Source organism: Streptomyces sp. NBC_01471, assembly GCF_041438865.1.
In the GTDB taxonomy this organism is placed as follows: Bacteria; Actinomycetota; Actinomycetes; order Streptomycetales; family Streptomycetaceae; genus Streptomyces.
Genome location: NZ_CP109451.1, coordinates 112,895 through 137,132, shown reverse-complemented (window position 1 = coordinate 137,132; position 24,238 = coordinate 112,895). Strand labels below are relative to the sequence as shown.

At 69.7% G+C, this 24,238-nt stretch carries 19 protein-coding genes and 3 pseudogenes; 11 read left to right on the top strand and 11 right to left on the bottom strand.

Annotated elements, in window-relative coordinates:
• Positions 1–41: 41 nt before the first annotated feature.
• The 4 genes from uvrA to uppS all read right to left on the bottom strand — a co-directional run bounded on the left by uvrA (position 42) and on the right by uppS (position 6,721).
• Positions 42–2,510: an excinuclease ABC subunit UvrA gene (gene uvrA / locus OG285_RS36465; RefSeq protein WP_331760146.1), complete on the bottom strand. Its 2,469-nt coding sequence runs from the start codon at positions 2,508–2,510 to the stop codon at positions 42–44.
• A gap of 917 nt (positions 2,511–3,427) precedes the next feature.
• Positions 3,428–3,865 (bottom strand): cytidine deaminase, encoded by a 438-nt coding sequence (locus OG285_RS36460; RefSeq protein ID WP_331760145.1) that lies wholly within the window; start codon positions 3,863–3,865, stop codon positions 3,428–3,430.
• A 607-nt stretch (positions 3,866–4,472) separates the two neighbouring features.
• Complete coding sequence (locus tag OG285_RS36455) at positions 4,473–5,888, bottom strand: oxygenase MpaB family protein (protein WP_331760538.1); 1,416 nt, start codon at positions 5,886–5,888, stop codon at positions 4,473–4,475.
• A gap of 143 nt (positions 5,889–6,031) precedes the next feature.
• Positions 6,032–6,721, bottom strand: coding sequence for a polyprenyl diphosphate synthase (gene uppS / locus OG285_RS36450; protein WP_331760144.1), 690 nt, complete (start codon positions 6,719–6,721; stop codon positions 6,032–6,034).
• Between the two features lie 396 nt (positions 6,722–7,117).
• Here uppS and OG285_RS36445 point away from each other — a divergent pair, with 396 nt between their 5' ends.
• The gene (locus OG285_RS36445) at positions 7,118–7,402 is read left to right on the top strand and encodes an RDD family protein (RefSeq protein WP_331760143.1); all 285 of its coding nucleotides are present in this window, start codon (positions 7,118–7,120) and stop codon (positions 7,400–7,402) included.
• A 245-nt stretch (positions 7,403–7,647) separates the two neighbouring features.
• Here the strand turns inward: OG285_RS36445 and OG285_RS36440 are convergent.
• Both OG285_RS36440 and OG285_RS36435 read right to left on the bottom strand, forming a co-directional pair.
• Positions 7,648–8,025, bottom strand: a pseudogene (locus tag OG285_RS36440) (LuxR C-terminal-related transcriptional regulator); the annotation flags it as partial.
• Positions 8,026–8,032: 7 nt separating this feature from the next.
• Positions 8,033–8,605: a hypothetical protein gene (locus OG285_RS36435; RefSeq protein WP_331760142.1), complete on the bottom strand. Its 573-nt coding sequence runs from the start codon at positions 8,603–8,605 to the stop codon at positions 8,033–8,035.
• On the opposite strand from OG285_RS36435, the gene OG285_RS36430 reads away from it, so the two are divergent.
• The gene (locus OG285_RS36430; RefSeq protein ID WP_331760141.1) at positions 8,565–9,488 is read left to right on the top strand and encodes a hypothetical protein; all 924 of its coding nucleotides are present in this window, start codon (positions 8,565–8,567) and stop codon (positions 9,486–9,488) included. The genes OG285_RS36435 and OG285_RS36430 overlap by 41 nt on opposite strands.
• A 71-nt stretch (positions 9,489–9,559) precedes the next feature.
• Here OG285_RS36430 and OG285_RS36425 read toward each other — a convergent pair.
• A pseudogene (locus tag OG285_RS36425) lies at positions 9,560–9,718 on the bottom strand (dehydrogenase); the annotation flags it as partial.
• A 453-nt stretch (positions 9,719–10,171) separates the two neighbouring features.
• Here OG285_RS36425 and OG285_RS36420 point away from each other — a divergent pair.
• Complete coding sequence (locus OG285_RS36420; RefSeq protein WP_331760140.1) at positions 10,172–10,423, top strand: hypothetical protein; 252 nt, start codon at positions 10,172–10,174, stop codon at positions 10,421–10,423.
• A 242-nt stretch (positions 10,424–10,665) separates the two neighbouring features.
• On the opposite strand, the gene OG285_RS36415 is transcribed toward OG285_RS36420, so the two are convergent.
• Complete coding sequence (locus tag OG285_RS36415; RefSeq protein WP_331760139.1) at positions 10,666–12,174, bottom strand: hypothetical protein; 1,509 nt, start codon at positions 12,172–12,174, stop codon at positions 10,666–10,668.
• Between the two features lie 480 nt (positions 12,175–12,654).
• On the opposite strand from OG285_RS36415, the pseudogene OG285_RS36410 reads away from it, so the two are divergent.
• Positions 12,655–12,759, top strand: a pseudogene (locus OG285_RS36410) (LD-carboxypeptidase); the annotation flags it as partial.
• A gap of 199 nt (positions 12,760–12,958) precedes the next feature.
• Here the strand turns inward: OG285_RS36410 and OG285_RS36405 are convergent.
• Positions 12,959–13,702, bottom strand: coding sequence for an SDR family oxidoreductase (locus OG285_RS36405; protein WP_331760138.1), 744 nt, complete (start codon positions 13,700–13,702; stop codon positions 12,959–12,961).
• A gap of 136 nt (positions 13,703–13,838) precedes the next feature.
• On the opposite strand from OG285_RS36405, the gene OG285_RS36400 reads away from it, so the two are divergent.
• Complete coding sequence (locus tag OG285_RS36400) at positions 13,839–14,687, top strand: helix-turn-helix transcriptional regulator (protein ID WP_331760137.1); 849 nt, start codon at positions 13,839–13,841, stop codon at positions 14,685–14,687.
• A 109-nt stretch (positions 14,688–14,796) separates the two neighbouring features.
• Here the strand turns inward: OG285_RS36400 and OG285_RS36395 are convergent, their stop codons facing one another.
• Positions 14,797–15,231: a carboxylesterase family protein gene (locus OG285_RS36395; protein WP_331760136.1), complete on the bottom strand. Its 435-nt coding sequence runs from the start codon at positions 15,229–15,231 to the stop codon at positions 14,797–14,799.
• A 250-nt stretch (positions 15,232–15,481) separates the two neighbouring features.
• Between OG285_RS36395 and OG285_RS36390 the strand changes: the two genes are divergently transcribed.
• A complete protein-coding gene (locus tag OG285_RS36390) occupies positions 15,482–16,897 on the top strand; it encodes a hydrolase (protein WP_331760135.1) in 1,416 nt (471 codons plus the stop codon).
• Between the two features lie 220 nt (positions 16,898–17,117).
• Here the strand turns inward: OG285_RS36390 and OG285_RS36385 are convergent, their stop codons facing one another.
• Positions 17,118–18,044, bottom strand: coding sequence for a LysR family transcriptional regulator (locus tag OG285_RS36385; protein WP_331760536.1), 927 nt, complete (start codon positions 18,042–18,044; stop codon positions 17,118–17,120).
• Positions 18,045–18,134: 90 nt separating this feature from the next.
• Here OG285_RS36385 and OG285_RS36380 point away from each other — a divergent pair, with 90 nt between their 5' ends.
• From OG285_RS36380 to OG285_RS36360, 5 genes are all read left to right on the top strand, one after another.
• The gene (locus OG285_RS36380) at positions 18,135–18,989 is read left to right on the top strand and encodes an alpha/beta fold hydrolase (RefSeq protein ID WP_331760133.1); all 855 of its coding nucleotides are present in this window, start codon (positions 18,135–18,137) and stop codon (positions 18,987–18,989) included.
• Positions 18,990–19,149: 160 nt separating this feature from the next.
• Positions 19,150–19,776 carry a hypothetical protein gene (locus OG285_RS36375; RefSeq protein WP_331760132.1) on the top strand — a complete coding sequence of 209 codons (627 nt, stop codon included), beginning with the start codon at positions 19,150–19,152 and terminating at the stop codon, positions 19,774–19,776.
• Between the two features lie 445 nt (positions 19,777–20,221).
• The gene (locus OG285_RS36370) at positions 20,222–21,700 is read left to right on the top strand and encodes an MFS transporter (RefSeq protein WP_331760131.1); all 1,479 of its coding nucleotides are present in this window, start codon (positions 20,222–20,224) and stop codon (positions 21,698–21,700) included.
• A 214-nt stretch (positions 21,701–21,914) separates the two neighbouring features.
• A complete protein-coding gene (locus tag OG285_RS36365) occupies positions 21,915–22,622 on the top strand; it encodes an epoxide hydrolase N-terminal domain-containing protein (RefSeq protein ID WP_371793749.1) in 708 nt (235 codons plus the stop codon).
• Positions 22,537–23,625, top strand: a complete 1,089-nt coding sequence (locus OG285_RS36360; protein WP_371793748.1) for an alpha/beta hydrolase — start codon at positions 22,537–22,539, stop codon at positions 23,623–23,625. Before OG285_RS36365 ends, OG285_RS36360 begins: the two co-directional genes overlap by 86 nt.
• Positions 23,626–24,238: the final 613 nt, after the last annotated feature.

Here is a 24,238-nt window from a genome sequence, read left to right as displayed (position 1 = left end):
CCCGAGCCCGGCTGACCGGTGCTCAGCCTCTCGCGCCGTCGTCAGGAGCGCGCGAGCCGGGCCGCGAGATAGGGCGCGGTGGCGCTGCGGCGGGCCCTCGCCACCTTGGCCGGCGGGCCCGCCGCGACCACCCGCCCGCCCGCGTCACCGCCGCCCGGCCCGAGGTCGATGACCCAGTCGGCGGTGGCGATCGTGTCCAGGTCGTGCTCGACGAGGACGACCGTGTTGCCGGCGTCGACGAGTCGGTGCAGCTGTCGCAGCAGCAGCGCGACGTCCGAGGGGTGCAGCCCCGCCGTCGGCTCGTCGAGCAGGTAGAGCGCGTGGCCGCGGCGGGCCCGCTGCAGTTCGGTGGCCAGTTTGATGCGTTGCGCCTCACCACCGCTGAGCTCCGTCGCGGGCTGCCCCAGCCGCAGGTACCCCAGTCCCACCTCGCGCAACGTCTCCAGACTGCGGGAGGCGGCCGGGACGGCGGACAGGAACTCGGCGGCGGCGTCGACGGACAGCCCCAGCACGTCCGCGATGTTCTTGCCGCGGTAGGTGACTTCCAGCGTTTCGGCGTTGTACCGGGCGCCCTGGCAGGTCGGGCACGGCGCGTAGGTGCCAGGCAGGAAGAGCAGTTCCACCGCGACGAATCCTTCGCCCTGGCAGGTCTCGCACCGCCCTTCGGGCACGTTGAAGGAGAACCGCCCGGCCGAGTAGCCGCGCGCCCTGGCCTCGTCCGTCGCCGCGTACAGCTTGCGCACCGCGTCGAACATTCCCGTGTACGTGGCCAGGTTGGACCGGGGAGTTCGGCCGATGGGCCGTTGGTCGACCCGGACCAGCCGGTCGAACGACTCGACCCCCGACGCGTCCCGGACGTCGACCTCCAGCTGCGCCTCGTCGGGCTCCCCGGGTACGAGTCCGAGGTGGCCGCGGACGACCTCGGCGAGCACCTGCGTCACCAGCGTCGACTTTCCGGAACCGGACACGCCCGTCACCGCCGTCAGTACGCAGAGGGGTACGTCGACGGACACGTCGTGCAGATTGTGGCGGGAGACGCCGCTCAGGTGCAGCCAGCCGTGCGGTGTGCGCGGGCGGTGATCGAGCGGCCTGGCGCGCCCGAACAGGTACTGGCTCGTGGCCGACTCCCTCACCCGCTCAAGACCGGCGACCGGGCCGCTGTACAGCACGCGCCCGCCGCCCTCGCCCGCGCCGGGGCCGATGTCGACCACCCAGTCCGCCCGCCGTACGACGTCCATGTCGTGCTCCACGACGAACAGTGAGTTGCCCGCCGCCTTGAGGCGGTCCAGCACGTCCAGCAGTGGTTCCGCGTCAGCCGGGTGCAGGCCCGCGGAGGGTTCGTCGAGGACGTAGACGACGCCGAACAGTCCCGAGCGCAACTGGGTGGCGACCCGCAGGCGCTGCGCCTCGCCCGGCGACAGGGTCGTCGAGCGGCGCCCGAGGCTGAGATATCCGAGGCCCAGGTCGAGCAGTACCTCGACCCGCGCGACCAGATCGCCGCAGATCCGGACCGCGACCTCGGTCGTCTCCCCGGATCGGGCGGTCGACGTGGTGGCGTCGGCCCCCGACCGCCCCGCGACGGGCCGCAGCAGCGCCGCGACCTCGGTGAGCGGCATCGCGTTGATTTCGGCGATGGAACGTCCGACGAAGGTCACGGCGAGCGCCTCGGGCCGCAGTCCGCTGCCGTGACACTCCGGGCAGGGCACACTCCTGACGAACCGCAGCGCCCGTTCGCGCATCTTCTCGCTCCTGGAGTCGGCGAGGACGTGCATGACGTGCTTGCGGGCGCTCCAGAACTTGCCCTGGTAGCCGTAGTCGACGCGGTCCTCCTCCGGCTCGATGTACACGGAGGGCTGCTCGTCCGTGTACAGCAGCCAGTCCCGGTCCTTCTTCCTGAGCCTGCGCCACGGTCGGTCGATGTCGATCCCCAGTCCGCTCACGACACTGCGCAGGTTGGCGCCCTGCCAGGCACCCGGCCAGGCGGCGATCGCTCCCTCGCGGATACTCAGCGAGGGGTCCGGGACGAGCAGGTCCTCGGCGACGTCGTGCACGACGCCCAGCCCGTGGCACTCCGGGCATGCGCCGGCCGCGGTATTGGGTGAGAACGACTCGGCTTCCAGCCGTGCGGCCCGGGGCGGATAGGTGCCGGCGCGGGAGTACAGCATGCGCAGCAGATTGGACAGCGTGGTGATGGTGCCGACCGTCGAACGCGAGCTGGGCGACCCGCGTCGCTGCTGCAGGGCCACGGCCGGTGGCAGTCCGGTGATCTCCTGCACGTGCGGTGCGCCGACCTGTTGCAACAGCCTTCGGGCGTACGGTGCTACGGACTCGAAGTAGCGCCGCTGGGCCTCGGCGTAGAGCGTGCCGAACGCGAGTGAGGACTTGCCCGAACCGGAGACGCCGGTGAAGGCGACCATCACGTCCCGCGGAACATCGACATCGATGTTCCGCAGGTTGTTCTCACTGGCGCCCCGGACATGCACGAAGGGGTCGGTCGCGTCCTTGTCCACCGTTCCTGATTACCTGATCGCGCTGGGAACCGCGCGACAGAGGCCGTCACCGGTCCTCGCTCATACGAGCGAGCGTCAGGAGTGTCCCGGATCCATCTCACCTCGCCTCGCTCGCCCACAACGGCCTCCAGGCCCCTATGACCCCCGGTGCGCGCGACAGTCCGCCAGGCCGTCGGCGGATCGGCGGATCGGCGGAGGCGGGGCGGTGCGGACGGTGCGGACGACGGAGGTGTCGCGGGTGCAGCGCAGCATGTGCATGGGCCGGGCGGCACACGGGTGCTGCACGGGTGGCAGACCTGCACCCGCGAGGCCGCCGCGTGAGCCCCTACACCGTCTCCGACGCGCACTTCCGCCCCGGCTGGCGGCCCAGAGACCGTCTTCAAGGGGCAGATCCAGAGCAGGATCGAGGCGATGGTGACGGTGGCTTGGTAGGACTCACGGGTCTTGTCGTAGCGAGTGGCCGTCCCGCGCCATTGCTTGAGACGACTGAAGCAGCGCTCGACGACATTGCGGCGGCGGTAGATGCATCGGTCGAAGCCGGGCGCTCTGCCGCGGCGCGTACCTCGGTTCAATCGACCGAGGATCTGGTCGGAGAGTGGGGATCGTGTGCGGGATACCGTGTCGTCGCAGCTAGGCGCGGATCTTTCGAGAACTGCAGCCCTTGTCGGCAACGACCTGGCCGGGTCGGGTCCGCGGTCGCCCGGGCCCGACTCTGGGCACGCTGATCGAGCCCCTCACTTGCTCGAAATGAGTGCAGTCGTTGGCGTTGGTTTTGCGCTCCTCGTACAACTCGCCGTCGTGCGAGACCGGACGCCCGCCCTCCGCGCCGTTCTTGTTCCGGTTGGCCGCTTGGTCGGCCTTCTCTGGCAGACCAATGCCGCATCGGGCAACGTCCGCCCTGTTGATGTCTGGCGGTGTCAGCTCGTGCCGAGTGGCTCGGCCTCGTCGGTTTCGAGCTGGTGGTCGGCCCATACGTAGCTTTCGGGAAGCAGATCGGTGATGGAGACCGTCCGGAGCCGCTCGCCTGCCCCGACGATGACTTGCAGGGCCGGGAAGTAGTCGAGGAGGACCTGGCGGCACCGTCCGCACGGGGGAACGATCCCCCGATCACGGTCGCCCACGGCGACGATCGTGTCCAACTCGTAGGCGCCCTGGGCGGCCGCCGTGCCGAGGAGAACCAGCTCGGCGCAGGGCCCGCCGGTGAAGTGGTAGACGTTCACTGCGGTGAGGATCCGGCCGTCCTTGGCACGGGCCGCGGCCGCCATGGTGTGGTTATCGCCCCGGCAGCCAGTGCGTGCGACGTGGCCCGCGGCCTGGATGAGTTCGTGGTCGACGTGATGGGTCTGCGTGGTCATCTTCTCGGCCTTCGTGAGGTGTCAGGCGATGCTGACCCGCGTGACGATGGCGCACAAGCGAATATCGGCTTGGTGCTTGTTCCGCCGGCCCTGCCGATCCGGCTGTCCATTCGCGGCGGCGCCCGGTTACGCCGCTACCTGACCGATCGGGGAAGCGGCGAACTCCACCGCGCGATCAAGGATCTGCGGCAGGCATGGGGTCGGCGCGCGGCACCTCGCCGAGCGCACGGGCGCTGCCCGGACGGAACCTGGGGACCCTCGCCAACGCCTGCGGTCAGTACGACCTGGCCGCGCGGTCGCTGGACGTCGCCGTCACACTGATGCCCGCCGTACCGTTGCGTGGAACAAGCTGGACCGACCGGGAACGCCCGTTCGGCGAGCACCGTGGCCTGGCCAGCCAGGCCTTCGCCGCACACTGCGCTCTCCTCGATCCGCTCCGAGCCGTTCAGCAGCCGCCAGCTCGAAGAAGAGGTCATCACCGCCACGGGGCGCCCTCCGATGGCGGGTACCGCCGTTTCGGGTCCGGGAATTCCCAGCCGATGAACGACCCGGCGACTTCGCCGCCGCCTCCAGGTCCAGGAGCCAGGGACCGGGAGGCGGCCGGGAGTCACGCCTGGGCGAGCAGCGGGTCGTAGGCGGTCGAGCGGCGGCGCCCTGACATGAACGAGAGGAAGTCCGCTACGAAGGCGCTGCGGGAGTATCGCGTGTCGGCGCCGGCCATGGTGCGTTTGAACCCTTCGCGGAACAGTGCCCGGTACTCCCTCGCGTCGATGAACTGGTCGCCATCGGTGTCGGTGGCGTCGAAGAGGACCTCGGCCACGCGGATCAGCGCAGGCCCGGCGAGGGAGGGGACAGCGCCTGCGTACTCGTCCCTGCTGATACGGCCGTCTCCGTCGATGTCAAGAGCCGCCTGGAGTTCCCGCCACCATGCGGCGTACGCGTTGTAGAGCCGGGTCTCCTCCGGTTCGTCCAGGTCGAGGCGGGAGGACAGCTCTCGTGCCATGGCGGCGAGATCGGGCCAGTCCAGGTAGCCGTCGCCGGTCTGGTCCAGCACCGCGGTGAAGAACTCGTCGGCGCTGCGCTCCGGCGCGGTTTCCTCGCCGTCGCCCTGATGGGGCCAGGGTGCGAGCAGCCGGATCAGGGCGCCCGCCTGTTTCACCCGGCCTTGAAGCGCAGTGAGTGCCGCGGCTCGCGGGTCGTCGGAGCCGGAACGGTCCGGGGTCTGGAAGAGCAGGCCGACGACGCCTTCGGTACTGAACCAGCCGTCGGGAAGGAAGCGGGCCAGGCCCGCGGTCGTGTAGGCACCCTGCATCACGGTCTGCGCGCCGGGGATCTCGGGCAGGCCTGCCCGCCGGCGGAACGGCTCGGGCAGGGACGCCACGGTGATCATTCCGATGACCGGCCCGGCGAGCGCGCGGCCCGCCGCCCACGTCGTGGGCAGCTTGTCCAGCAGAGGCGGCGCCGGCAGATGATCGAAAAGCCTGTAGAGGATGATGCGCAGCGCCTCGGTGTTCTCCAGCTCCTCCTCGACAGTGCGGTCGTAGTACGGCCAGAACTCGCGCACGGTGGGCGGCAGATGGTCGGCGTCGTCGCCCAGCACCGCGTAGAAGGCGCGGAATTCGGAGTACAGGCGCTCCATCGTGGCCTGGTCGAGTGGCTGCCCGCTCAGCCGGCACATGGTGACAGAGCTCTCGAACAGCGTGGCCACAACCCAGGCGCGGACCTGGGGATCCATCGCGTCGTACGGCCGGTTCCGCGCGTCGGTACCGTTCAGCCGGGCGTGCAGCCGGTTGAGCCGCGCCGCTTCCCGCTGCCGCGTGTCGTCGTCGTCCCCGAACATGCGCTGCAGGCTCACGAGGGTGTTGTGCAGCCGGCGCCACGGGTGCGCCACGAAGGTGGAGTTGTCCAGCAGAGCGGCGCCGACCTGCGGGTGGGCGGCTTCCAGGACCGTGGCCCTGACCATGGCCAGCGCCCAGCGCGGATCGTTGAAGAACCGGTGGAACTGCGAACCGCGACCGAACAGGGACTCGTCCCGGTCCCCGGTGGCCGGCCCCGGAGCGCGGTCGCTGCCTGGGCCTGAACCGGGATCGGGGCCGGATGCCGGGGTACCGACATGACCGGGGGTGGTGTCACGCGTGCGCCAGGAGCGGCTGCCGGCTGGATCCGTCACAGGTGGGTCTCTCCGATCGCGTGGGGCTTCACGCCGCCGAAGCGGCGGTCGCGTCGCTGGTAGGTGTGCAGGCACTCCACGAAGTGCGGGGCGCGGAAGTCGGGCCAGAGCACCGGCGGGAAGATCCACTCGGCGTAGGCCACCTGCCAGAGCATGAAGTTGGAGATGCGCTGTTCGCCGGAGGTCCGGATGACCAGGTCCACGTCGGGCGTGTCGGGAAAGGGCAGATGGGCGGCGAAGTGCTGCTCGTCGACAGCTTCGGCCGGTACTCCGCTGTGTATGAGGGAACGGGCCGCCTCGACGATGTCGCGGCGGCCGCCGTGGTCGAAGGCCACGGTCAGCGTCATCCCCCGGTTGCCCTCCGTCAGTGTCATCAGATCGGCGAAGTCCCGGGCCAGCGGGGCGGGGATCCGGGGATCCGTCACACCGAGGAACCGGCAGCGGATGCCGCGTGCGTGCAGGAACAGCGCGTGTTTGCGTACGACGCGCCGCACCAGCCGCATGAGGAAGTCCACCTCGTCGCCCGGGCGTTGCCAGTTCTCGGTGGAGAACGCGTACAGGCTCAGCCAGCCCACCCCTGTCGTCCGCGCCGCCTCGATGATGTCGATCACGGTGGTCTCCGCCGCCAGGTGCCCCGACGTACGCGGCAGGGAACGGTGTGCCGCCCACCGGCCGTTCCCGTCCATCACGCACGCGACATGGTGCGGCACCGCGCACCGGCGATCCCCGCCGGGTCCGGGAGAAGGATGCGGGCCAGCAGGCACCGGCACGGAACATCCATTCGCTTCCACCGTCACGCGCCCCCACTGCCGTCCCGCCATTCCCTGCCGCGGCGGCCGCTTGTCCGACGGCCGCACCCCGACGGTGGAGCCTCTGACAGGCTGCCCGCCCCGGGATTGGGGCACGTCCCGATCCGCGCACATTCACCCCTGGCAAGTCGGTACGAATCAGGGACGGCAACCGGCATACCGGGCTCGCACTCCTCGGCACCGTCCTGTACTGGGTGGGCTTCTCCCTGCGGTTGCCGGTGGCCATGGCCCCCCAACTCCGCAGTCAGCGGAGGCGGAGGAGGCGGGGCCGGCGTGGCCCTCTTGCTGTTCGGTCTCCTGCTCATGGTGGCCGGCGCCGTGACCATGTGCGTGATGGAGGGGCGCTCCGGCCAGACCGTCGGGAAGCGCGCCGTCGGCATCCGGCTGGTCCGCACGCAGTCACCGCAGCCCATCGGTTTCGGGCTGTCCCTCGGCCGGCGGGTGCTGCACGTGCTCGACACCATCGTCTGCATCGGCTTCCTCCGGCCACTGTGGAACCCGGCGCACCAGACCTGGGCGGACTCCATCGTCAGCACCGTGGTCATCAAGACCCGCTGAGGACGGTCGCCCACCGGCGAGACCGCCGGGGCGCGGACCGCCGGCCCCGCAGCGGGCATCCGCACCCTGCGCGGTGTTCGTCGCCGCGAACTCACCGTCGGCGTCACCACATTCCCCGCCCATCAAAGGCATGGCCCCCTCAGAAACCCAGCGGGCCGTCCCCGTACGCGAAACCCGCACGCCTCCGGCGAGAGGCCGCTCGGGGTTTGCGCTCGTGAGCCCCGGGCCGGGCCCGCGGCGCGGTGTCAGGCCCGCAGGTACGCCAGCACCGCGAGCACCCGGCGGTGGCCCTCCGTGGCCACCGGAAGGTCCAGCTTGGCGAAGATGTTGCCGATGTGCTTGTTCACGGCCGCCTCGCTGATGAACAGCTGCTTGGCCAGGCTCGCGTTGGTGCGTCCCTCCGCGATCAGCGAGAGGACCTCGCGCTCCCGGGGGCTGAGCCGCTCCAACGGGTCCTGGCGCAGCCGGACCAGCTGGTGGATGACCTCGGGGTCCACCACCGTTCCGACGGCGACCCGCTCGATCGCGGCCGTGAAGTCCGCCACCGCGCTCACCCGCTCCTTGAGCAGATAGCCCACCCCGGCACCGCCGCCCGAGTCCAGCAGGCGCAGGGCGTACCCTCGGCCACGATCAGGCGAAGCGACACGGAACCTCCACGTGCAACAGGGTGGGACCACCGGACGGACTCGACACCCGCATCCGGCCGTCGAGAGCGGTGACCCGGTCCGCGAGCCCTGTCACGCCGCTGCCCGCGGGATCCAGCCCGCCCCGGCCGTCGTCCTTGATGTCGAGGACCAACAGATCGGAATGGTAACGACCGTGCACCGCGGCGGTCTCGGCACCGCTGTGTTTGGCGATGTTCGTCATGGCCTCGTTTATCAGGTAGTACATCGTCGTTTCGAGCTTCCTGGGCAGCCGCTCGGGCAGTTTCAGATCCACCGTCACGGGGATCAGGAACCGGCCCGCGTAGTCCTCGATCGCCGCGACGAGCCCGTGGTCGGCGAGCACCGGTGGGTTCAGACCCCGGATCAGAGCCCGCAACGCCTGATGGACCGTGGCGCCGGGGATCTTCGCCAGGCCGGAGACGAGCGGCTCGGCCCCGCTCCTCATCCGCGCCGAGTTGGTCGCCCACCCGCGCCGTGCCGCTTCGCTGGTGGCCCCGGTGATCGCCGCTGTCGGCTTCGCGGTACTGCTCAGCGGCATGGTGTCGACCATGCGGGTCGCCTACCCGGCCGGTGAGGCGTTGAAGGTCGCGGGCCAGACGATCGTCACGCCGGACGGCACGCCCGGCAACACCGATGAGGTCGTCGCCGACAACCCCGTGGGCAAGGCGGCGCTGCCAACCCGGGCCTTCGTGGAGACGAAGAGCGGCAACAACAGCGAGCAGCCCACGGCGTCCACCGTTCTGGACGTCCTGGGCAGCCGAGACGCGAGGTGGGACAAGCAGGGCGAGGCGGTCCTCGGCGAGAAGACGGCCGGCGCCCTGGGGCTGAAGCGGGGCCAGGAGGTCCCGGTCCGTTTCGCGGACGGCGCCACCGTCACTCTCCGCGTCTCCCAGGTGCTGCCCGACGACCCGGCCCGCGGTGACTTTGTGGTCGCCCGTGGCCTGGTCCGCGCCCACGACCCGGCAGCGCTCACCGACGACATCTTCGTCCCGGGCGACGCCAGGGCCTCGGCCGTGGCCCCCGGAGTCGCGCTGCACGACGCCGCCGGGTATGCCCTGGCCGACTACACCACCGACGCCAAGCTCACCGAGTCGCTCGCCATGATGCTGATCGTCATCGCCGTCGGCTACAGCGTGATCGCCGTCGCCAACTCCATGGCCATGGCCGCCCACGGCCGGCGCCACCGTCCGCCAGCTCCTGTTCACTTCGGCCGGCGAGACCGCTCTGGTCGTCGTCATCGGCGCCGCCCTCGGTGTGCTGGTGACCCTGCCCCCGCTGGCCGGCATGGCGGCCGGTCTCTCCGAAGCCACCTCGTCGGACGTGGGCCTGCACCTGAAACTCGGGTGTCGTCGCTGCCGCGATCATCGTCACCCTGGTGGCGGCGCTGGTCGCGGGGGTTGCCGTCACATCCAAGTCGCTGAAGAGGCAGTAGACCTGTCCGATACGCGCGGGCGGAGCCGTCTCATCCGGTGGCTGATGGTCGCCTTTCACATCACCAGGGCACTTCGCCGGCGTCCTCGAAGAACTTGCCGGTCGGGCCGTCATTGGGCAGGGTCGCGAGTTTGACGGCGATCGCGGCACCCTGGTCGGGGGTACGCACACCGCGGAAGCCGTTGAGGTCGGTCGCGACGTAGCCGGGGCAGTCGGCGTTGTTGACGAGCACGTCGAGGCGCCCGGCCTGCTCCTCGGTCAGCCGTGCGGCGGCGGTCGCGCTCGCATCGGCGGTCACATCCAGCGGTACGCCGTCCTGCGAAAGGAGCGCCCGGCCCCGGCGTGAGACAGCCCGAGAACCATCACGTATGCCCCGACAGCAGCCCGCTGCCAGGAACCTGGAGCTACCTGCCGCCTCACTGGCGTTCACGGAGGAAGCCACTGAGCAGGGGAGCCGAATGAGGGGCAGCCAAGTGGCCTGAACGTGAAGAAGACTGGAAGCCGGCCTGCCGCACCACCGGACAGGACCTTGCTCGGGTCACCACCCTGTGAAGACCCGGCTCGGCGGATGCAGAACCGCCAAGCCAGGTGAACCGTTCCGCCGCATCTGGAACTCTTCAGTGGTGAGCTGCGTCTTTCCGCAGAAGATCATGATCGAAGGAGAGAAGACAAGGTGAAGAAGCGCGAACCCGGCCGGAACACCGGGATCCGGCCGACCGGAGGCGGTCCCTGGTGGGCCGGTCTCGGCCTGATGGGTGGAGTGATCCTTGTCGTGAGCGGGGTGGGGCTCCTGCTGTTGCTGGTTTGGGCCGGGAGTAATGCCGCTGATGACTGGGCGCTGTATTACGGGGCTGGCAAGGTCGTGGCCATCGGGTGCGTCATTGCCGGCACGACACTCCTGGCCCGGCGCCGCGAACGCGACTAGTACTGCAACGCTGTTCGGCGTGACTGGTGGCCAGGTGTCATGGGCTGTGTCCGCGTCGTTCGTGGTGGCTGAGGCGGGCTTGTCGTTGTCGTCTGCGCCGCCGGACCGAACAGTGCACGACGTGGTCGATCGATGGAGCCCGGCGTTGGGTGAGCGGCTGATCAGGCGTCTGATCTCGGCGAGACTGAGGGGGATGAGCTGGAAGCACCCTTCTGACGGCCACTCACCGAACGAAGCGACGTCTAATCCCTGACCTTGAGGAAGCGCATCCGGGTTGCGCCATTGCTGTCGGTGCCGCCGGCCTCGGCGTCGGAGATCTTGCCGCCGGTGAGGACGAACATCAGGTGCAGGCGGACCGTCCGGGGGCCGGAGGTGACCGCGTACTCGGTCATGATGTGTGTGGTTCCGCCTTGCTGCTCCTGCCTCGCTGCGTTGATCGCCGCGATCTGGGTGAAGCTCGTCAGGAGGGTGTCCGTGGTCTCGTCCCTGAGCCAGCCGATGATGTAGCCGCTGCCGCCGGTGGCGGAACCGAGCGCGTACCGTACATCGCTGTCGATGTGGTACACCCCGGCTTCCGGGAGCACGATGTCGGACTCGGGGATCGGCACGTCGGTACCTGTCTGGGCCAGGAGGTTGGCGTGCTGCCCCTCGGCGTTGAGGAACGAGCTCACCGGCGTGAGGCGGGCGCCGATCTCCCACCTTTCGGGGCAGCCGGGCGTCCCGGTGACGTCGATGTCCACCGACCGTTCGGTGCTGCTGTTGCCGCCAGGAGCGATACCCGTCAGGTCGATCCGCGGCACGAGCAGCCCACCGGTCGTGTTCCGTGCGGCATTGCACGGGGACGGATCCAGAGCAGGCGTGTCGGGCGCGTACAGACACCCGTCGCTGCCCCGAGTGATGGCGTTGCCCCGGTCCGTGGAGATGCACGGCGGGCGGGCGGTGCCGCATTCATCCTGGCAGGAGGAGACAGGGATGACCGGCGGGACCGCGGCGTAGGGGGTCGAGCCGTCGAGGGTGTCGGTCGTGCAGGTGACCGCGCCGTCGCAGTTGCGGCAGGTCGTACGGAGGAACGGCCTGCCGCAGCCCGGTGCGGACGCCTGGACGGTGAGGACGAAGCTGTCGACGGTCCACTGCTTGGGGCCGACTCGGCAGGTGTCGTCGTTGCCTGTTTCCAGGTTGAGCTCGACGACGATCTTTCCCGCGAGGACGTCCGCGAGGGCCACGGTGGTCGGTGGGATGACGCCGTTGTCGTCACCACCCGCCGGCAGATCGGGTGGGCCCAGGAGATCGGTGCGGATCGGGGTCGTGCCGTTCCACAGGGCGAAGCGGCCGTAGAGCCGGCAGGCCGTGTTCCTGCCGTCGTTGTGGACATGGACCGAGGCGCTGATCGTGACACTGGTGGGGTTGCCGCGCAGTGACGTGGGGTCGATGTGCACGACGCCGGCGAGCCAGGTGTGCTGGCCGTTGTGCGTCCCGTCGTCGGCCGGGAACGTGCCCGTGCCGCTGTTCAGGATGGTCTGGGCGACGACAGGGTCGAGTGCGGCGTGGGTGTTGGCGATGGTGTAGTACGGCGCCGGGTCGGTGCTGCTCGCGGTCGCTGCGACCCGGTACGGCGCGGAGTCGCGCAGTGGGGTCGTCTCGCAGTGCTCGCACGGCTTGGAGCCGGGACAAGCAACCGGGGGACAGGCCGGCTTGGAGGGCTGACAGCCGCCGATGGTGATGGGGGACTGCCCGCAGCCGCATGCACTCATGGGTCAACTCCTTTGGTGAGGTGGAGTGGTGGCAGTGGCGGTGTGCCCCGTGCCGCTTTGGCGCGGTTGGGGCACGAGGGGGTGGTGCGCCGGCTCGTCGGCCGAAACGGATGAAAGTCGAGAGAGCGGGCGCGTCGAGGGATACCGGCGGACCTGAAGTCGGCCGCGCACGTGGGGAGCGGAAGAAGAACGTCTGGCGGACCGCTCGCCGGGTCGTGGCCGACACGACGCCGATCGTCATCCAGCTACGTGTTTCCGCAGCCGGGCATGTCGGGAAACAGAAGCGGCCGTGTCGGCCCCTCTTCGCGATTCTGTTACTGGTACTGGACAAACCGCGTCGGGCGCTCGGACATCGGAATACCTGAAGCTCAGTCACTTGTCTTCTTCGTTGCCATTCCTAATGTACTGTCCCGTGATCTGTCGGGCATTACCCCGTTAGGGTGGCCCGGCTTCACCGCCAAAGACGCAGAGCGCTCACATGTCGAGTGCGGCCACGCCCCGCCGTACCCACCCCTCGTCAACGGAGCACGCGGCCGGGTCGTACACACCTCAACTCGCAGCGAATTGACTCAGACACTGGAGTGATGCCCCAAGGTCTCGATCACGAAGTGTTGATAGCGGCCGTGAGGACCTCCGGCCTCCCGGGTCGGTTGTCCTCCGCCATCCGATCCAGTCGTGGGCCTTCTTGCTGTTGCCGGTCCACGCCCGCGGATACCCCTCGACCCAGGTGTGCACCTGGTCCTCGTACACCATGAGGGCAGCCTTTCTGTACCTGGAAGCCTGCTCATCCTTGGGCCGTGGGGCGGATGACGAGTTCGTTCACGTCCACTTCCGCGGGCTGGGTGATGGCGTAGTGGATCGCTTCGCCGATCGCGGCGGCGGGGATCGCGATGGACATCTGGCCCGTGACAGCGTCCTTGGTGTCCTGGTGGCCGATGGTGTCGGTCAGTTCGCTTCGGGTCAGGCCGGGGCTGATCACGGTGACCCGCAGGTCCTGGCTTTCCTGGCGCAGTCCCTCCGACAGGGCGCGGACCGCGTGTTTGGTGGCGCTGTAGACGGCGGCGGTCGGGTCGACCCGCAGCCCTGACACGGAGGCGATGTTCACGATGTGGCCTGCGCCCTGGGCAGTCATGATCGGCAGGACGGCGGCGATGCCGTGCAGGACTCCGCGCAGGTTGACGTCGATCATGCGGTCCCATTCCTCGGTCCGCAGCGCGTCCAGGCGCGAGAGGGGCATGACTCCGGCGTTGTTGACCAGGACGTCGACGCGGCCGTACCGGTTGTGGGCGGCGTCGACGAAGGACCGCGTGCTGAGCGGGTCGGTCACGTCCAGCGTGTGCGCCAGGGCGTTGCCGCCACCGGCTTCGATTTCCTTGGCGAGGGCGGCCAAGCGCTCAGCGCGGCGGGCGCCCAGAACCACGTGATGGCCGGCTGCGGCGAGTCGTCGGGCGGTGGCCTCGCCGATGCCACTGCTGGCCCCGGTGATCAGGACAACTTTCGGGGCGGCCGTGGTGGGCGTGCGCGTCATGTTCGTTCCTTCGTCAGTCCGGCGGCCTCTACGGCGGACCTTCCGGTTCCGCCAGCATGGACCCGACCCTGTGCGGGTGGCAGGAGGTGGCTTCCTGGGTGCCGTACTCCTGGGAAGTGCCGCGTAGGCTTTCGGTATGAGCGGCAACGAACTGGGCGAATTCCTGCTGGCACGCCGTTCCCGGGTCAGTCCGCATGATGTGGGACTTCCCCACTCCACGGGCCGCCGCGTCAGCGGGCTGCGGCGCGAGGAGGTCGCCGTGCTGGCCGGGGTCAGCGCCGACTACTACGCCCGTCTGGAACAGGGCCGCGAACGGCACCCCTCCGGCCAGGTCATCGACGCACTGGCACGGGCCCTGAGCCTGGACTCCGACGCCTGCTGGCACGCCTACCGCCTGGCCGGCCTGGTGCCGAGGAACGAAGTCCTCGACATCGTCGGGGAGCAGGTGGCTCCCCAGCTGCGGCGGCTGATGGACGCGTTCCCCGCAGCGGTCGCCTATGTCGTCAACCGCCGCCTGGACGTTCTCGCGTCGAACGCGCCGGCCGCCGCGCTGTTGTCACCGCTGGCGGACCCGCGACACATGGTCCGCTCCCTCTTCTGCGACCCTGCCGCACGCACTCTGTTCGTGGACTGGGACGACGTGGCACGCGACACCGTCGCCGGGCTGCGGCTCGCCTACGGCCATGAGCGTCACGATCCGCGGACCGCGGCTCTGATCGACGAACTCCTCATCGGGAGCGAAGAGTTCACGGAACTGTGGGCGCGCCAGGAGGTCGGTCGGCTGGGCAGCCGGTTCAAGACCTTCCAGCATCCCGCGGCGGGCCGGATGACGCTCTCGTACCAGACGTTCGAGGTGCAGGACGCACCGGGCCAGAGCCTGCTCGTCGGCACCGCGGAGCCCGGCAGCACGGACGCCGCCCGCCTCGCGCTGCTCTGCCTCCCACCGCCCCTGGATGACCGGCACACCCCAGGCCTTCGCCAGTAGCCACGTGGTCCGCTGTCAAACGCCTCGATCGGACGTCGGAGGACAGTTGTCCGTTGACAGCGAAGTCAGCCGGTCGCTGCGCGCTGACCTGCTGCCACCGAGTTGGTTGTCAGGGGAGCTCCGCGGGGCGCCTCCCTTCGGTGGCATGGTCGGTGTGTTGGCACGGCGGCCAGGGTGTGCCGTCGGGGGTGCGTGGGGTGCCGGTGCGGGCGAACTCGGTCCACGCGTGCTGGATGGCGTCGCTGATGGTGGCGTAGGTGGGGTCGTATTCGTCGCCGGGCGTGATCGGGCCGAACAGGTAGGGCAGTTCGGCCATGTGGTGGGCGAGCATGCCCGAGCGCTGGTTTCCGGGGGAGACGCGGGCGAAGCTGTAGGCGTAGGCGGTGCTGTCCGGTGCGGCGAGGCTCCGGTAGGTCGCGAGGGCCGGTTCGTGGAACACGGCGGCGGTGGTCAGGTCTGCGAGCGCCTCGTAGGGGGTGTGGCTCCGGCCGCGGAAGTGGTCCAGGACGTCGTCGCCGCGGGTGGGGGCAAGGACTGCCGCCACGACGGCGAGGGTCTCGGGGGTGTATGCCGGGCCGGGGCGTTCGAGCGGCGACCGCGCGGGCCGACTGGCCGAAGACGGTCACGTGGGTCGGGTCGCCCCCGAAGGCAGCGATGTTCTGATCAACGGGCCTGCCGGAAGGGAGAAGGGCAGTGCTGCCGCGCCTTGAGGACAGCCGGGCAGGTCTGCCGGGACTCGGACCGTGTCCCCTGGCCGGCTGACCGGACACCTGCTCTGCCGGTAGTCTCGTACAGTGAGCCTATGGACTTCCCTTGAGCCGGCGTCAACCACCGTAGACGCGGGCAGTGCAGCCACCGTACAACTACGGCTTCGCAACACCGGCGACGTGGTTGACGAATACCGCTTCGTCCCCGTCGGCGAGATCGCGCCCTACGTCACTGTGGAGCCGCCGATCCTCCGGCTCTACCCGGGCACCACCGGAACCGTCCAACTCACCTTCGCGCCGCCGCGTACCCCGGACGCCACCGCCGGGCCCAACCCGTACGCCGTGCAGATCATTCCGACGGAGCACCCCGAGGCGACCACGGTCCCCGAGGGCAACCTCACCATCACGCCGTTCACCGAGATACGGGCCGAACTCGTCCCGCACACCGTCAAAGGACGTTTCCGGGGACGGCCCAAGCTCGCCATCGACAACGTCGGCAACACCACGCTCACCGCCTCCATCACGGGGAACGACAACGGCGACGAACTCTCGTACGACGTCCACCCCGCCAACGTCCAGATCGAGCCGGGGCGCGCCGCCTTCGTCAACGCGACGCTCAGACCCCGCCGGCTCATCTGGTTCGGCCACAAACAGCAGCGGCCCTACCGCCTGGCCGTACGCCGTTCCGGCACCACGCCCCTCGACATCGACGGCACGTACATCCAGCGCGGATTCCTCCCCCGCTGGCTCGCCACGCTTCTCACCCTGCTGATCACTCTCGCCGTCATCTTCCTTGTCCTCTGGTTCACCAAGGCAGCCGCGGTCACCAGCCGGGCCACCCCGCAGGCCTCGCAGCCCGCCGTCACCGCCCTCCCTCCGCCGCCCACCTCAGCGCCCCCGACACCCAGCGATACGCCGTCCCCGTCACCGACCGAGACGCAGGCCGAGGCCGGAGGCGGTGGTGGAGCGCCGGCCGAGCCGAAGGCAAAGCCCAAGCCGAAGGCGAAGCCCAAGCCGGACACCGCGTCGGTCGCTGTCACCAAGCTGAACGAGAGGGACCCAGGCCGGCACGTCTGTTACCGGGCCTACGTGGCCGACATCGGCTGGCAGCACTCGGTGTGCGACGGCGGCATAGCCGGCACGCAGAACGAGGGCCGCTCCATCGAGGCCGTCAACATCGCCGTGTCCGGCAGCAGAGCCACATCGGGCAACGCGTTCATGGAGACGGTCGGTTTCCCGCCTTCATGGAGCTCCGCCGCGGAGAAGAAGGACCTGACGGTAGGAACCCCCGGCAAGGCCCTTCAGATGGACCAGTTCACCATGAGCCTCAGTGACGGCGTCATCTGCGGCAACGCCTTCATCGAGAGGGACCAGTGGCTGGGAAAGCAGTGTGACGACCCGGGTGGCCCGGGTAATTGGATCAGTGTCGGGGTCACGGGTAAGACACTCCACCTCGAAGCCTTCCAGCTCAAGATGGACAACATGGACGGCGTGGACAACTAGTGCTGCGGCAGGCACCGTTGCCCGTCAAGGAGCGGCGTCCGGTGCGTGCGGTGAGTGATCACCGATGCGATGTGGGACCGGATCGAGCCGTTGATGCCGGCCGATCCGGTCCGTGGACGACGATGGGCCAACCACCGCCGGACCCGTGGAAGCCATGATGCGTCGGTCTGTATGACTACGAACCGTCAGGGGGCGGGGCGGCTGACGGAACCGAACCCGATCACCATGCGCGGCCCAACCGCCGGTCGAGCGCGGCACCGACGTCTGGGCAGTTCCGGCGGACGGTGTCGAGGAAGGCGCCCAGCACGGGGGAGCGGTCCTGGCCGTGGAAGGACAGGATCAGTTCGGGCAGTGCCGTGCGCGGGGTCACCTCGCAGAACCGGGTGCCCGGGCGCGGGGCCGACAGCATGCGGGAGGGCCCGAGGCCCACGCCGACCCCGCAGGCGGCCAGGCCGATGATCGTGTGCACGTCCCTGGCGACGGACGCACCGTCCACCGCGTCGTCGCCCAGCAGGGTGCGCAGCCCGGCGGTCACCGCGGGCTCGTCCTCCCCGGCGGCCACGATCAGCGGTTGCCGCCGCACCTGGTCCACGCTCACCGACGTCTGACCTGCGTAGGGGTGCGTGCTGCTGACGACGGCGATCAGGTGGTCGTGCCCGACCGGGACGGACACCAGGTGCTCGGCCCCGGCGCCCCGTGGCGGTCCGAGGGTGACGGCCACATCCAGTTCGCCCGAGATGAGGGTGGCCGCGCTGCGGCTGGACGACATCTCGTGCAACTCCAGCCTTACATCGGGACGTTCGCGGCCGAACCGGCTCAGGACGTCCGGCAGCGGGTTGAGCAACGCGGAGGCGATGAACCCCAGGCGCAGCCGCCCCGTTTCGCCGCGTGCCGCCCGGCCGGCGTCCACTGTGGCCGCCGTCATTTCCTCCAGCGCCCGCCGCGCCCGGGCGAGGAACGCCTGGCCGGCTGCAGTCGGGAACACACCCTGGCGCGTGCGGTCGAACAGCCGGGCTCCCATTTCGCGCTCCAGGTCGGCGATCTGTTTCGAGAGCGGGGGCTGCGCGATGCCCAGCGCGTGGGCCGCCCGGCCGAAGTGTCCGTGCTCGGCGAGGGTGAGCGCGTACCGCAGATGCCGCGCCTCCATGACCACCCCTTCATACCCAAAAAGTATCGCTACCCAGCGTGCCATATCTTCTGCTGGATGACGCGGCCGTCGCCGACTGGGATGGCAGCCATGACGATCTCCCCGAACACCGATGTGAACGACACCGTCCTCGTCCTGGTCCACGGCGCCTGGCAGGGCTCGTGGCAGTGGGCGGCGACGCAGCGCGCACTCACCGGTCTCGGCGCCGCGAGCCTGGCTGTCGACATGCCCGGGCACGGCTTCGATGTCCCCCTGCCCAGCGGGTACCTGCTGCCTGGTCAGCCCGATCTGCTGACCGAGAAGTCGCAGCTCGCCGCCGTGACGATGGACGACTGCGCCGATGCCGTCCTGGACGCGCTGCGCCGGGTCCGCCGCTACGGCCGTGTCGTGCTCGTCTCCCACAGCGCGGGCGGCGGACCCGCGTCGCTGGCCGCGGAGCGCGCCCCCGAGCTGGTCGACCGCATCGTCTACCTCTCCGCGTTCGTCCCCGCCGGCCGCCCCCGGTTCTTCGACTACCTCAGCGCCCCCGAGAACGCCACCGCACGGGGACAGAGCCTCAACCTCGGTGATCCCGGGGCACTGGGCGCCGTACGCATCAACCCGCTCTCGCCGGACCCCGCTTACGTCGAGGAGCTACGGCAGACCCACTACCACGACACGCCCGTCGACCGCTTCGACCGCTGGCGCTCCGCGCTCAGCCCCGACCTGCCACTGGCCATCCCGACAACCCCGGTCACCCTGACCGCGGGGCGGTGGGGCCGCATTCCACGCACCTTCCTGCGCTGCGCGCAGGACCGGGCGCTGGCGCCGGCCGCACAGGACCTGATGATCGCGGAGGCCGACCGGGCCATGCCGGGCGAGCCGTTCACCGTCCACACCCTGCCGAGCAGCCACAGCCCGTTCGCCGCCCGGCCGCGGGAACTCGCCGAGGCCCTGGTCCGGTGACCGGCGGTCGGTTCCTGCTGCCGGTGGTGCTGAGTGCGACCTTCGTGCAGCTGCTCAATGTCACGATCGCGCAGATCGCCGCTCCGGCCATCCAGTCCGGCCTGGGCGCGGGCCCCGGCGCGGTGCAGCTCATGCTGGCCGGGTACACCCTGGCGTACGCGTGCCTGCTCGTCACCGCCGCCCGGCTGGGATCGGCTTCGGTGCGCTGGTCCTGCCCTGCGCGCTGGGCAGGGACGCGGGCCGGCCCTGGTGGACGTGGGCCTCCTTCGCGCTGGCCGCAGCGGCCCTCACGGGCTTCACCCTCACCTTCCGACGCCGGCCGGACCCTCTGATCCACCCGTCGGTCCTGCGGGATGAGACCGCCCGGTGGGGCGTGTTGCTGGTGTTCGTCTTCAAAGCCGGAGTGCCGTCGTTCACGTATCTGCTGTTCCTGCACCTGCAGTCCGCCCTGGGATATCCGGCGCTGTCCGCCGCGCTGATGTCTGCCCCGTTCGCCGCCGCGGCCGTCCTGGGCAGCCGTGCCGCCCCGGCCCTCTCCCGTCTCCTGGGCCCGGCCGTGCTGACGGCCGCGGCGCTCGTCCTGGCGGGTACCGCCCTGGCCCTCGCGCCGCTCGTCGGCACCGGGCCCGGGCGCCGGGCCGCCCTGCCTGTACTGGCAGCCGGGGGAGCGGCGTTCGGCCACGCCATGGTCTACGAGGCCACGGTCTTCGTGCTCACGGCGTTGATCGCCCTGCGGCTGCGACGGACCGGTCCGGGTCCGGAGCAATCCCGGTCACGGCTCCCTTGAACCCCTGCCTCTGAACCCCTGCCTCAGTTCGCGTCGGGATGAACGGGTCATCCCCCCGCCGGATGCGGACCTGGCGGGGGGCGGGGGGGCGGGGGGAATCCGTCGGTATCCGGTATCCGGTGTGCGGCGGGGGCCCGGGGTGGAGTACCGTGAACGGGCCGCTGTGCCGAATTGCCGGTGGCAGTGACCGGATTTCCTGTTCCTTCTGTGTCGATCTTGAGGTGACGTCCTATTAACCAGGCCATGTAGTCGTCCGTGTTCCCCGCGTGCTGAGTTGTCGCACGTGTCCGGGAGCGGACGCCGCGCTGGCCTGAGTTGCGTCACCCCTTCCCGCAGTTCTTTCCCGGGTGCAGCTCTGCCGTCTGCCCCCGGGTCTCGTGTTTTCCGGCCCGGGTGCGGCTGTCGGCAGGGCTCCCCGATTCCTTTGGATCAGGAGCTTCCCGTCGTGTCTTCCTCCGCGCTCGACAACGAGCCACAGCACACCACCCAGCCCCCAACCCACCCCACACCTGGCCTGTCGAAGATGGGCCTGACTGCCTGGATCGCCCTCTTGGTGCTGCTGGGCGCCGAACTGATGGACATGATTGACCAGTCGGTCGTCCTGACCGCCCTGCCCGCGATCCAGGAGTCGACCGGCGCCGGACCCGACGCGGTGCAGTGGCTGACCACCGGCTATTCACTGCCCATCGCCGTCGGGCTGATCACCGGCGGACGCCTCGGCGACCTCTACGGCCGGCGCAGAATCCTGCTCATCGGCACCGTCGTGTTCACCACGGCCTCGCTGCTGTGCGGATTCGCCACCGGCCCGGGCGTGCTGATCGGTGCCCGCGGGGTCCAGGGCGTGGGAGCGGCCCTGATGATCCCGCAGATCCTGGCCACCCTCCACATCACCTTCGAAGGGCAGAACCGCAGCAAAGTGTTCGGTCTGTACGGGGCCGTCATGTCGCTCGCCAATGTCCTGGGCCCGGTGATGGGCGGTCTGCTGACCGAGTCCGACCTGTTCGGGCAGTCGTGGCGGCCGATCTTCCTGGTCAACGTGCCCGTCGGCGTCGCCGTGATCCTCCTGGGACGCAGGTTCATCCCCGAGTCGGCCGTGAAGAAGGCCCACCGGCTCGACCTCACCGGCATGCTGCTGTCCACACTGGCCATCGTCCTGATCGTCTTCCCGCTCACCGAGGGACACCTCCGTCACTGGCCGCTGTGGTGCTTCGCCCTGCTCGCCGCCGGCCTGCTCGCGCTCGGCGTATTCCTGGGCCACCAGCGGCGCAAACAGGACAACGCCCCGCTCGTGCCCCTGTCCCTCTTCCGGATCCGGCAGTTCTCCGGCGGCATGGCCGCGCAGCTGATGCACGGCCTTCTGTGCGGGCTGTTCTTCATGACCTGGACGCTCTACCTCCAGCTCGGACTGGGCATGAGCCCCTTCCACGCGGCCCTGGTCTTCGTGTTGCTCTCCCTCGGAGAGCTGGCCGGCGCGACGGTCACGGCGAAGAGCGGCGGGCGCTTCGCACGCCGGTTGCCGCAGACCGGAGCCCTCATCACGCTCGCCTCGATGGCCGCTTACGGGATTCAGGCCGACGCAGGTCAGGCGCACCTGACCCTGCTGGAGACGACCGCTCCGGTGGTACTGATCGGCTTCGGCCTCGGCATGGTCGGCGGCCCGCTCGCCGACATGTCGCTGGCCCGGGTCCCGCACGAGGACGCCGGGTCGGCCTCGGGCCTGTTCAATACCGTCATGCACCTGGGCATTGCCCTCGGTACCGCGCTGACCGCCCTGGTGTTCTTCGCCACCACCGGCGGCTCACCCGACGCCGGACTCAACCGCGATGCGTTCATCACCGTGTTGTGGTGGGTCGGTAGCCTCCTCGCCCTGATGTGGGCGCTGATGTTCTGCCTGCCCGAACAGGCGAACAACCAGGCCGACTGAGCCCCCCCAGGTCCCGGCCACGACGTCGGCCGGGATCTGGGCCCTCAGCCTTCCTCGTCCTCGCCGTCCTCGCCGTCCTCGCCGTCCTCGGGGGCATAGAGGCTGAGGAAGAGGCGCGTGCCAGGCCCGGGCCGCCAGTCGGCCATTCCTGCTGAACTCCCTTATTTCGTCGCAGAGGTAAGGATGGCGAGAAGGGCCGACCCGATGTCCTGCGCTGGGGTTCTCCGCGCGCTCGATCTGCGGGCGCCTTCGACGGCCGCAGAAGAAGCCATTTACGATTTCCATCGACGACGACCAGATGGAAGACCTGGACCGCCGGTTGCGGCACACCCGCCGGCCCGACGCCATGCCGGACATGTACGGGGAAGACGGAACCGACCTCACCTTCCTCCGGCGCTTGACGGAGTACTGGCGGACCGAATTCGACTGGCGGGCACAGGAAGCCAGGCTGAATGCCTTTCCGCAGTTCGTCGCGGAACTGGACGGGGTCGGAATCCACTTCAGCCACCAACGCGGAACAGGCCCCGCCCCCTACCCATACGACCCGCAGCGCGAAGGGGAGCTCTGGGAGGCCGCCGAGCGGTTCACCCCGATGGATCGAGCAGCGACCGAACGGCTCCCGTCGACGGCCCGCCATCGCTTTACCTGCGTAAATCCATGGCAAAAGGGGCAACCAAGAGACTCTCGTGTCACTCTTGCCCGCCGTGATGAGCCTGACCGGTACCCCCTTCTTCGTGACAGCGATCGTGGCGGCTGCACTCGCCGTTACGGTGCCGCTGTTTCTCTGGCACAAGGTCGACGGGCCCCTCGTGGTGCGCGGGGCCGTGAGGTTCGGCATGGTGCTCATCGCGCAGGCGGCGGCGGTGGTCGTCGTGTTCGTAGCCGTCAACAACGCGAACGGGCTCTACGACAATTGGGGTGACCTGCTCGGTACCGCCAGCCATGTCGGCGCGGCCCCCGACCTTGGCGCCGACGGTATCGGCGGGCGGAGCATGTCCGGGGAGCCGCGGGTCAAGCAGGCGTTTACGCCGGTCGACGACTCCAGGATGGGGCCGGGCGTACGGGTCACGCATCTGAAGGGCCGGGTGTCCGGGGCGGACGGCGAGGTGTACGTCTGGTTGCCGCCGCAGTACTCCGACCCGGCGTTCAAGGCCAAGGACTTCCCCGTCGTGGAGATACTGCCCGGCTACCCGGGCTCGGCCAAGGACTGGTTCACCAACCTCGATGTGAACCGCCAGCTCAAGCCGCTGATGGCGAAGGGCGAGGTCAAGCCGTTCATCCTGGTGGCGCCGCGCACCTCGCTGCTGGGCGGGGAGGACACCGGCTGCGCCAATGTGCCCGGCGTCGTCGACGCCGACACCTGGCTCAGCGTGGACGTACGCAAGATGGTCAGCGACAACTTCCGGGCCGAGGCCGGCGCCCATGGCTGGGGCGTCGCCGGGATATCGGCGGGCGCCCACTGTGCCGCCAAACTCGCCATCGAGCACACCGACCGCTACCGCGCCGGGGTCGCGCTCTCCGGCTACAACGACCCGGCCGCCGAATCCGATTCGATCACGGCGAATGACCCGGTGCTGCGCCGCGAGACCAACCCGCTGTGGATCCTCACCCACGCCAAGCACCCGCCGCGCACCTCGCTCTTCCTCACCGGGCAGCACGGCGACGGCTATGAGGACGGGCTCGCGCTCCGCAAGGCCGCAAAGCCGCCCACCAAGGTGTGGGTGCAGCAGACCTACGGCGGCCATCTGAACGTGGTGTGGAAGCCGCTCCTGCCCGAGGTCTTCCGCTGGCTGTCCGGCCGGCTCAGCGGCGTCCAGGACATCCGGGGCGGGCTGCGGGACGACGGCGGGAACGGTGCCGCCGCGGCGGTACGGCCCACGGGCAGCCCGGTGCCGCCGCTGCGGCACCCGAGGCGCCAGCACTGACTCCCTTCCGGATCGGCCGAGTTGACCAACTCGGCCGGGATCATCGCCTTCACCGAATTCGTCGCCGCCACCGCCCTGAAGAAGGTGTAGCGGAAGGTGACGGAAGGCGGCGTTCGAGCCGTAGCCGACTTCGTCGACCAGCGCCGAGCACGCCGTACCGACAGCGGCCAGTTCACCGGGCATGTCCAGCGCGAGCTGCCACTTCGGCCGGTGCTGTTTCATATCGGGATCCGGAAGCGGGCCCGGCGGTCCACAGCCTGGGCTCTGTTTTTCGGGAAGCCGGGGTCGTCCACCACCCACACCTGCGGTCGCACCACAACCGCCGGCTCGCAGCCGGGCACGATCCGTGTCCACGACCCAGGTCGGACTGGGAGACGGCGCGAAAACGACCGGGGCCGCCACCCCTGGCCCGACTGAACCACAAAAGGCACCTGACCAGGTGTTTTATAGTCTGAGCTGGGGGTTTCGCTTATTGTCTGAGCCAGCCTGAATCCAGGTGTTTCTGCTTGTTCCTGGCCGCTGTTGGTCATGCGTAGGTCACGTGGGCAACGTCGGGTCTGCCTCTGCGGGCGGTCGTGCCGGAAGGGGACTCTCCCTGGTGGATGGCAGGGAG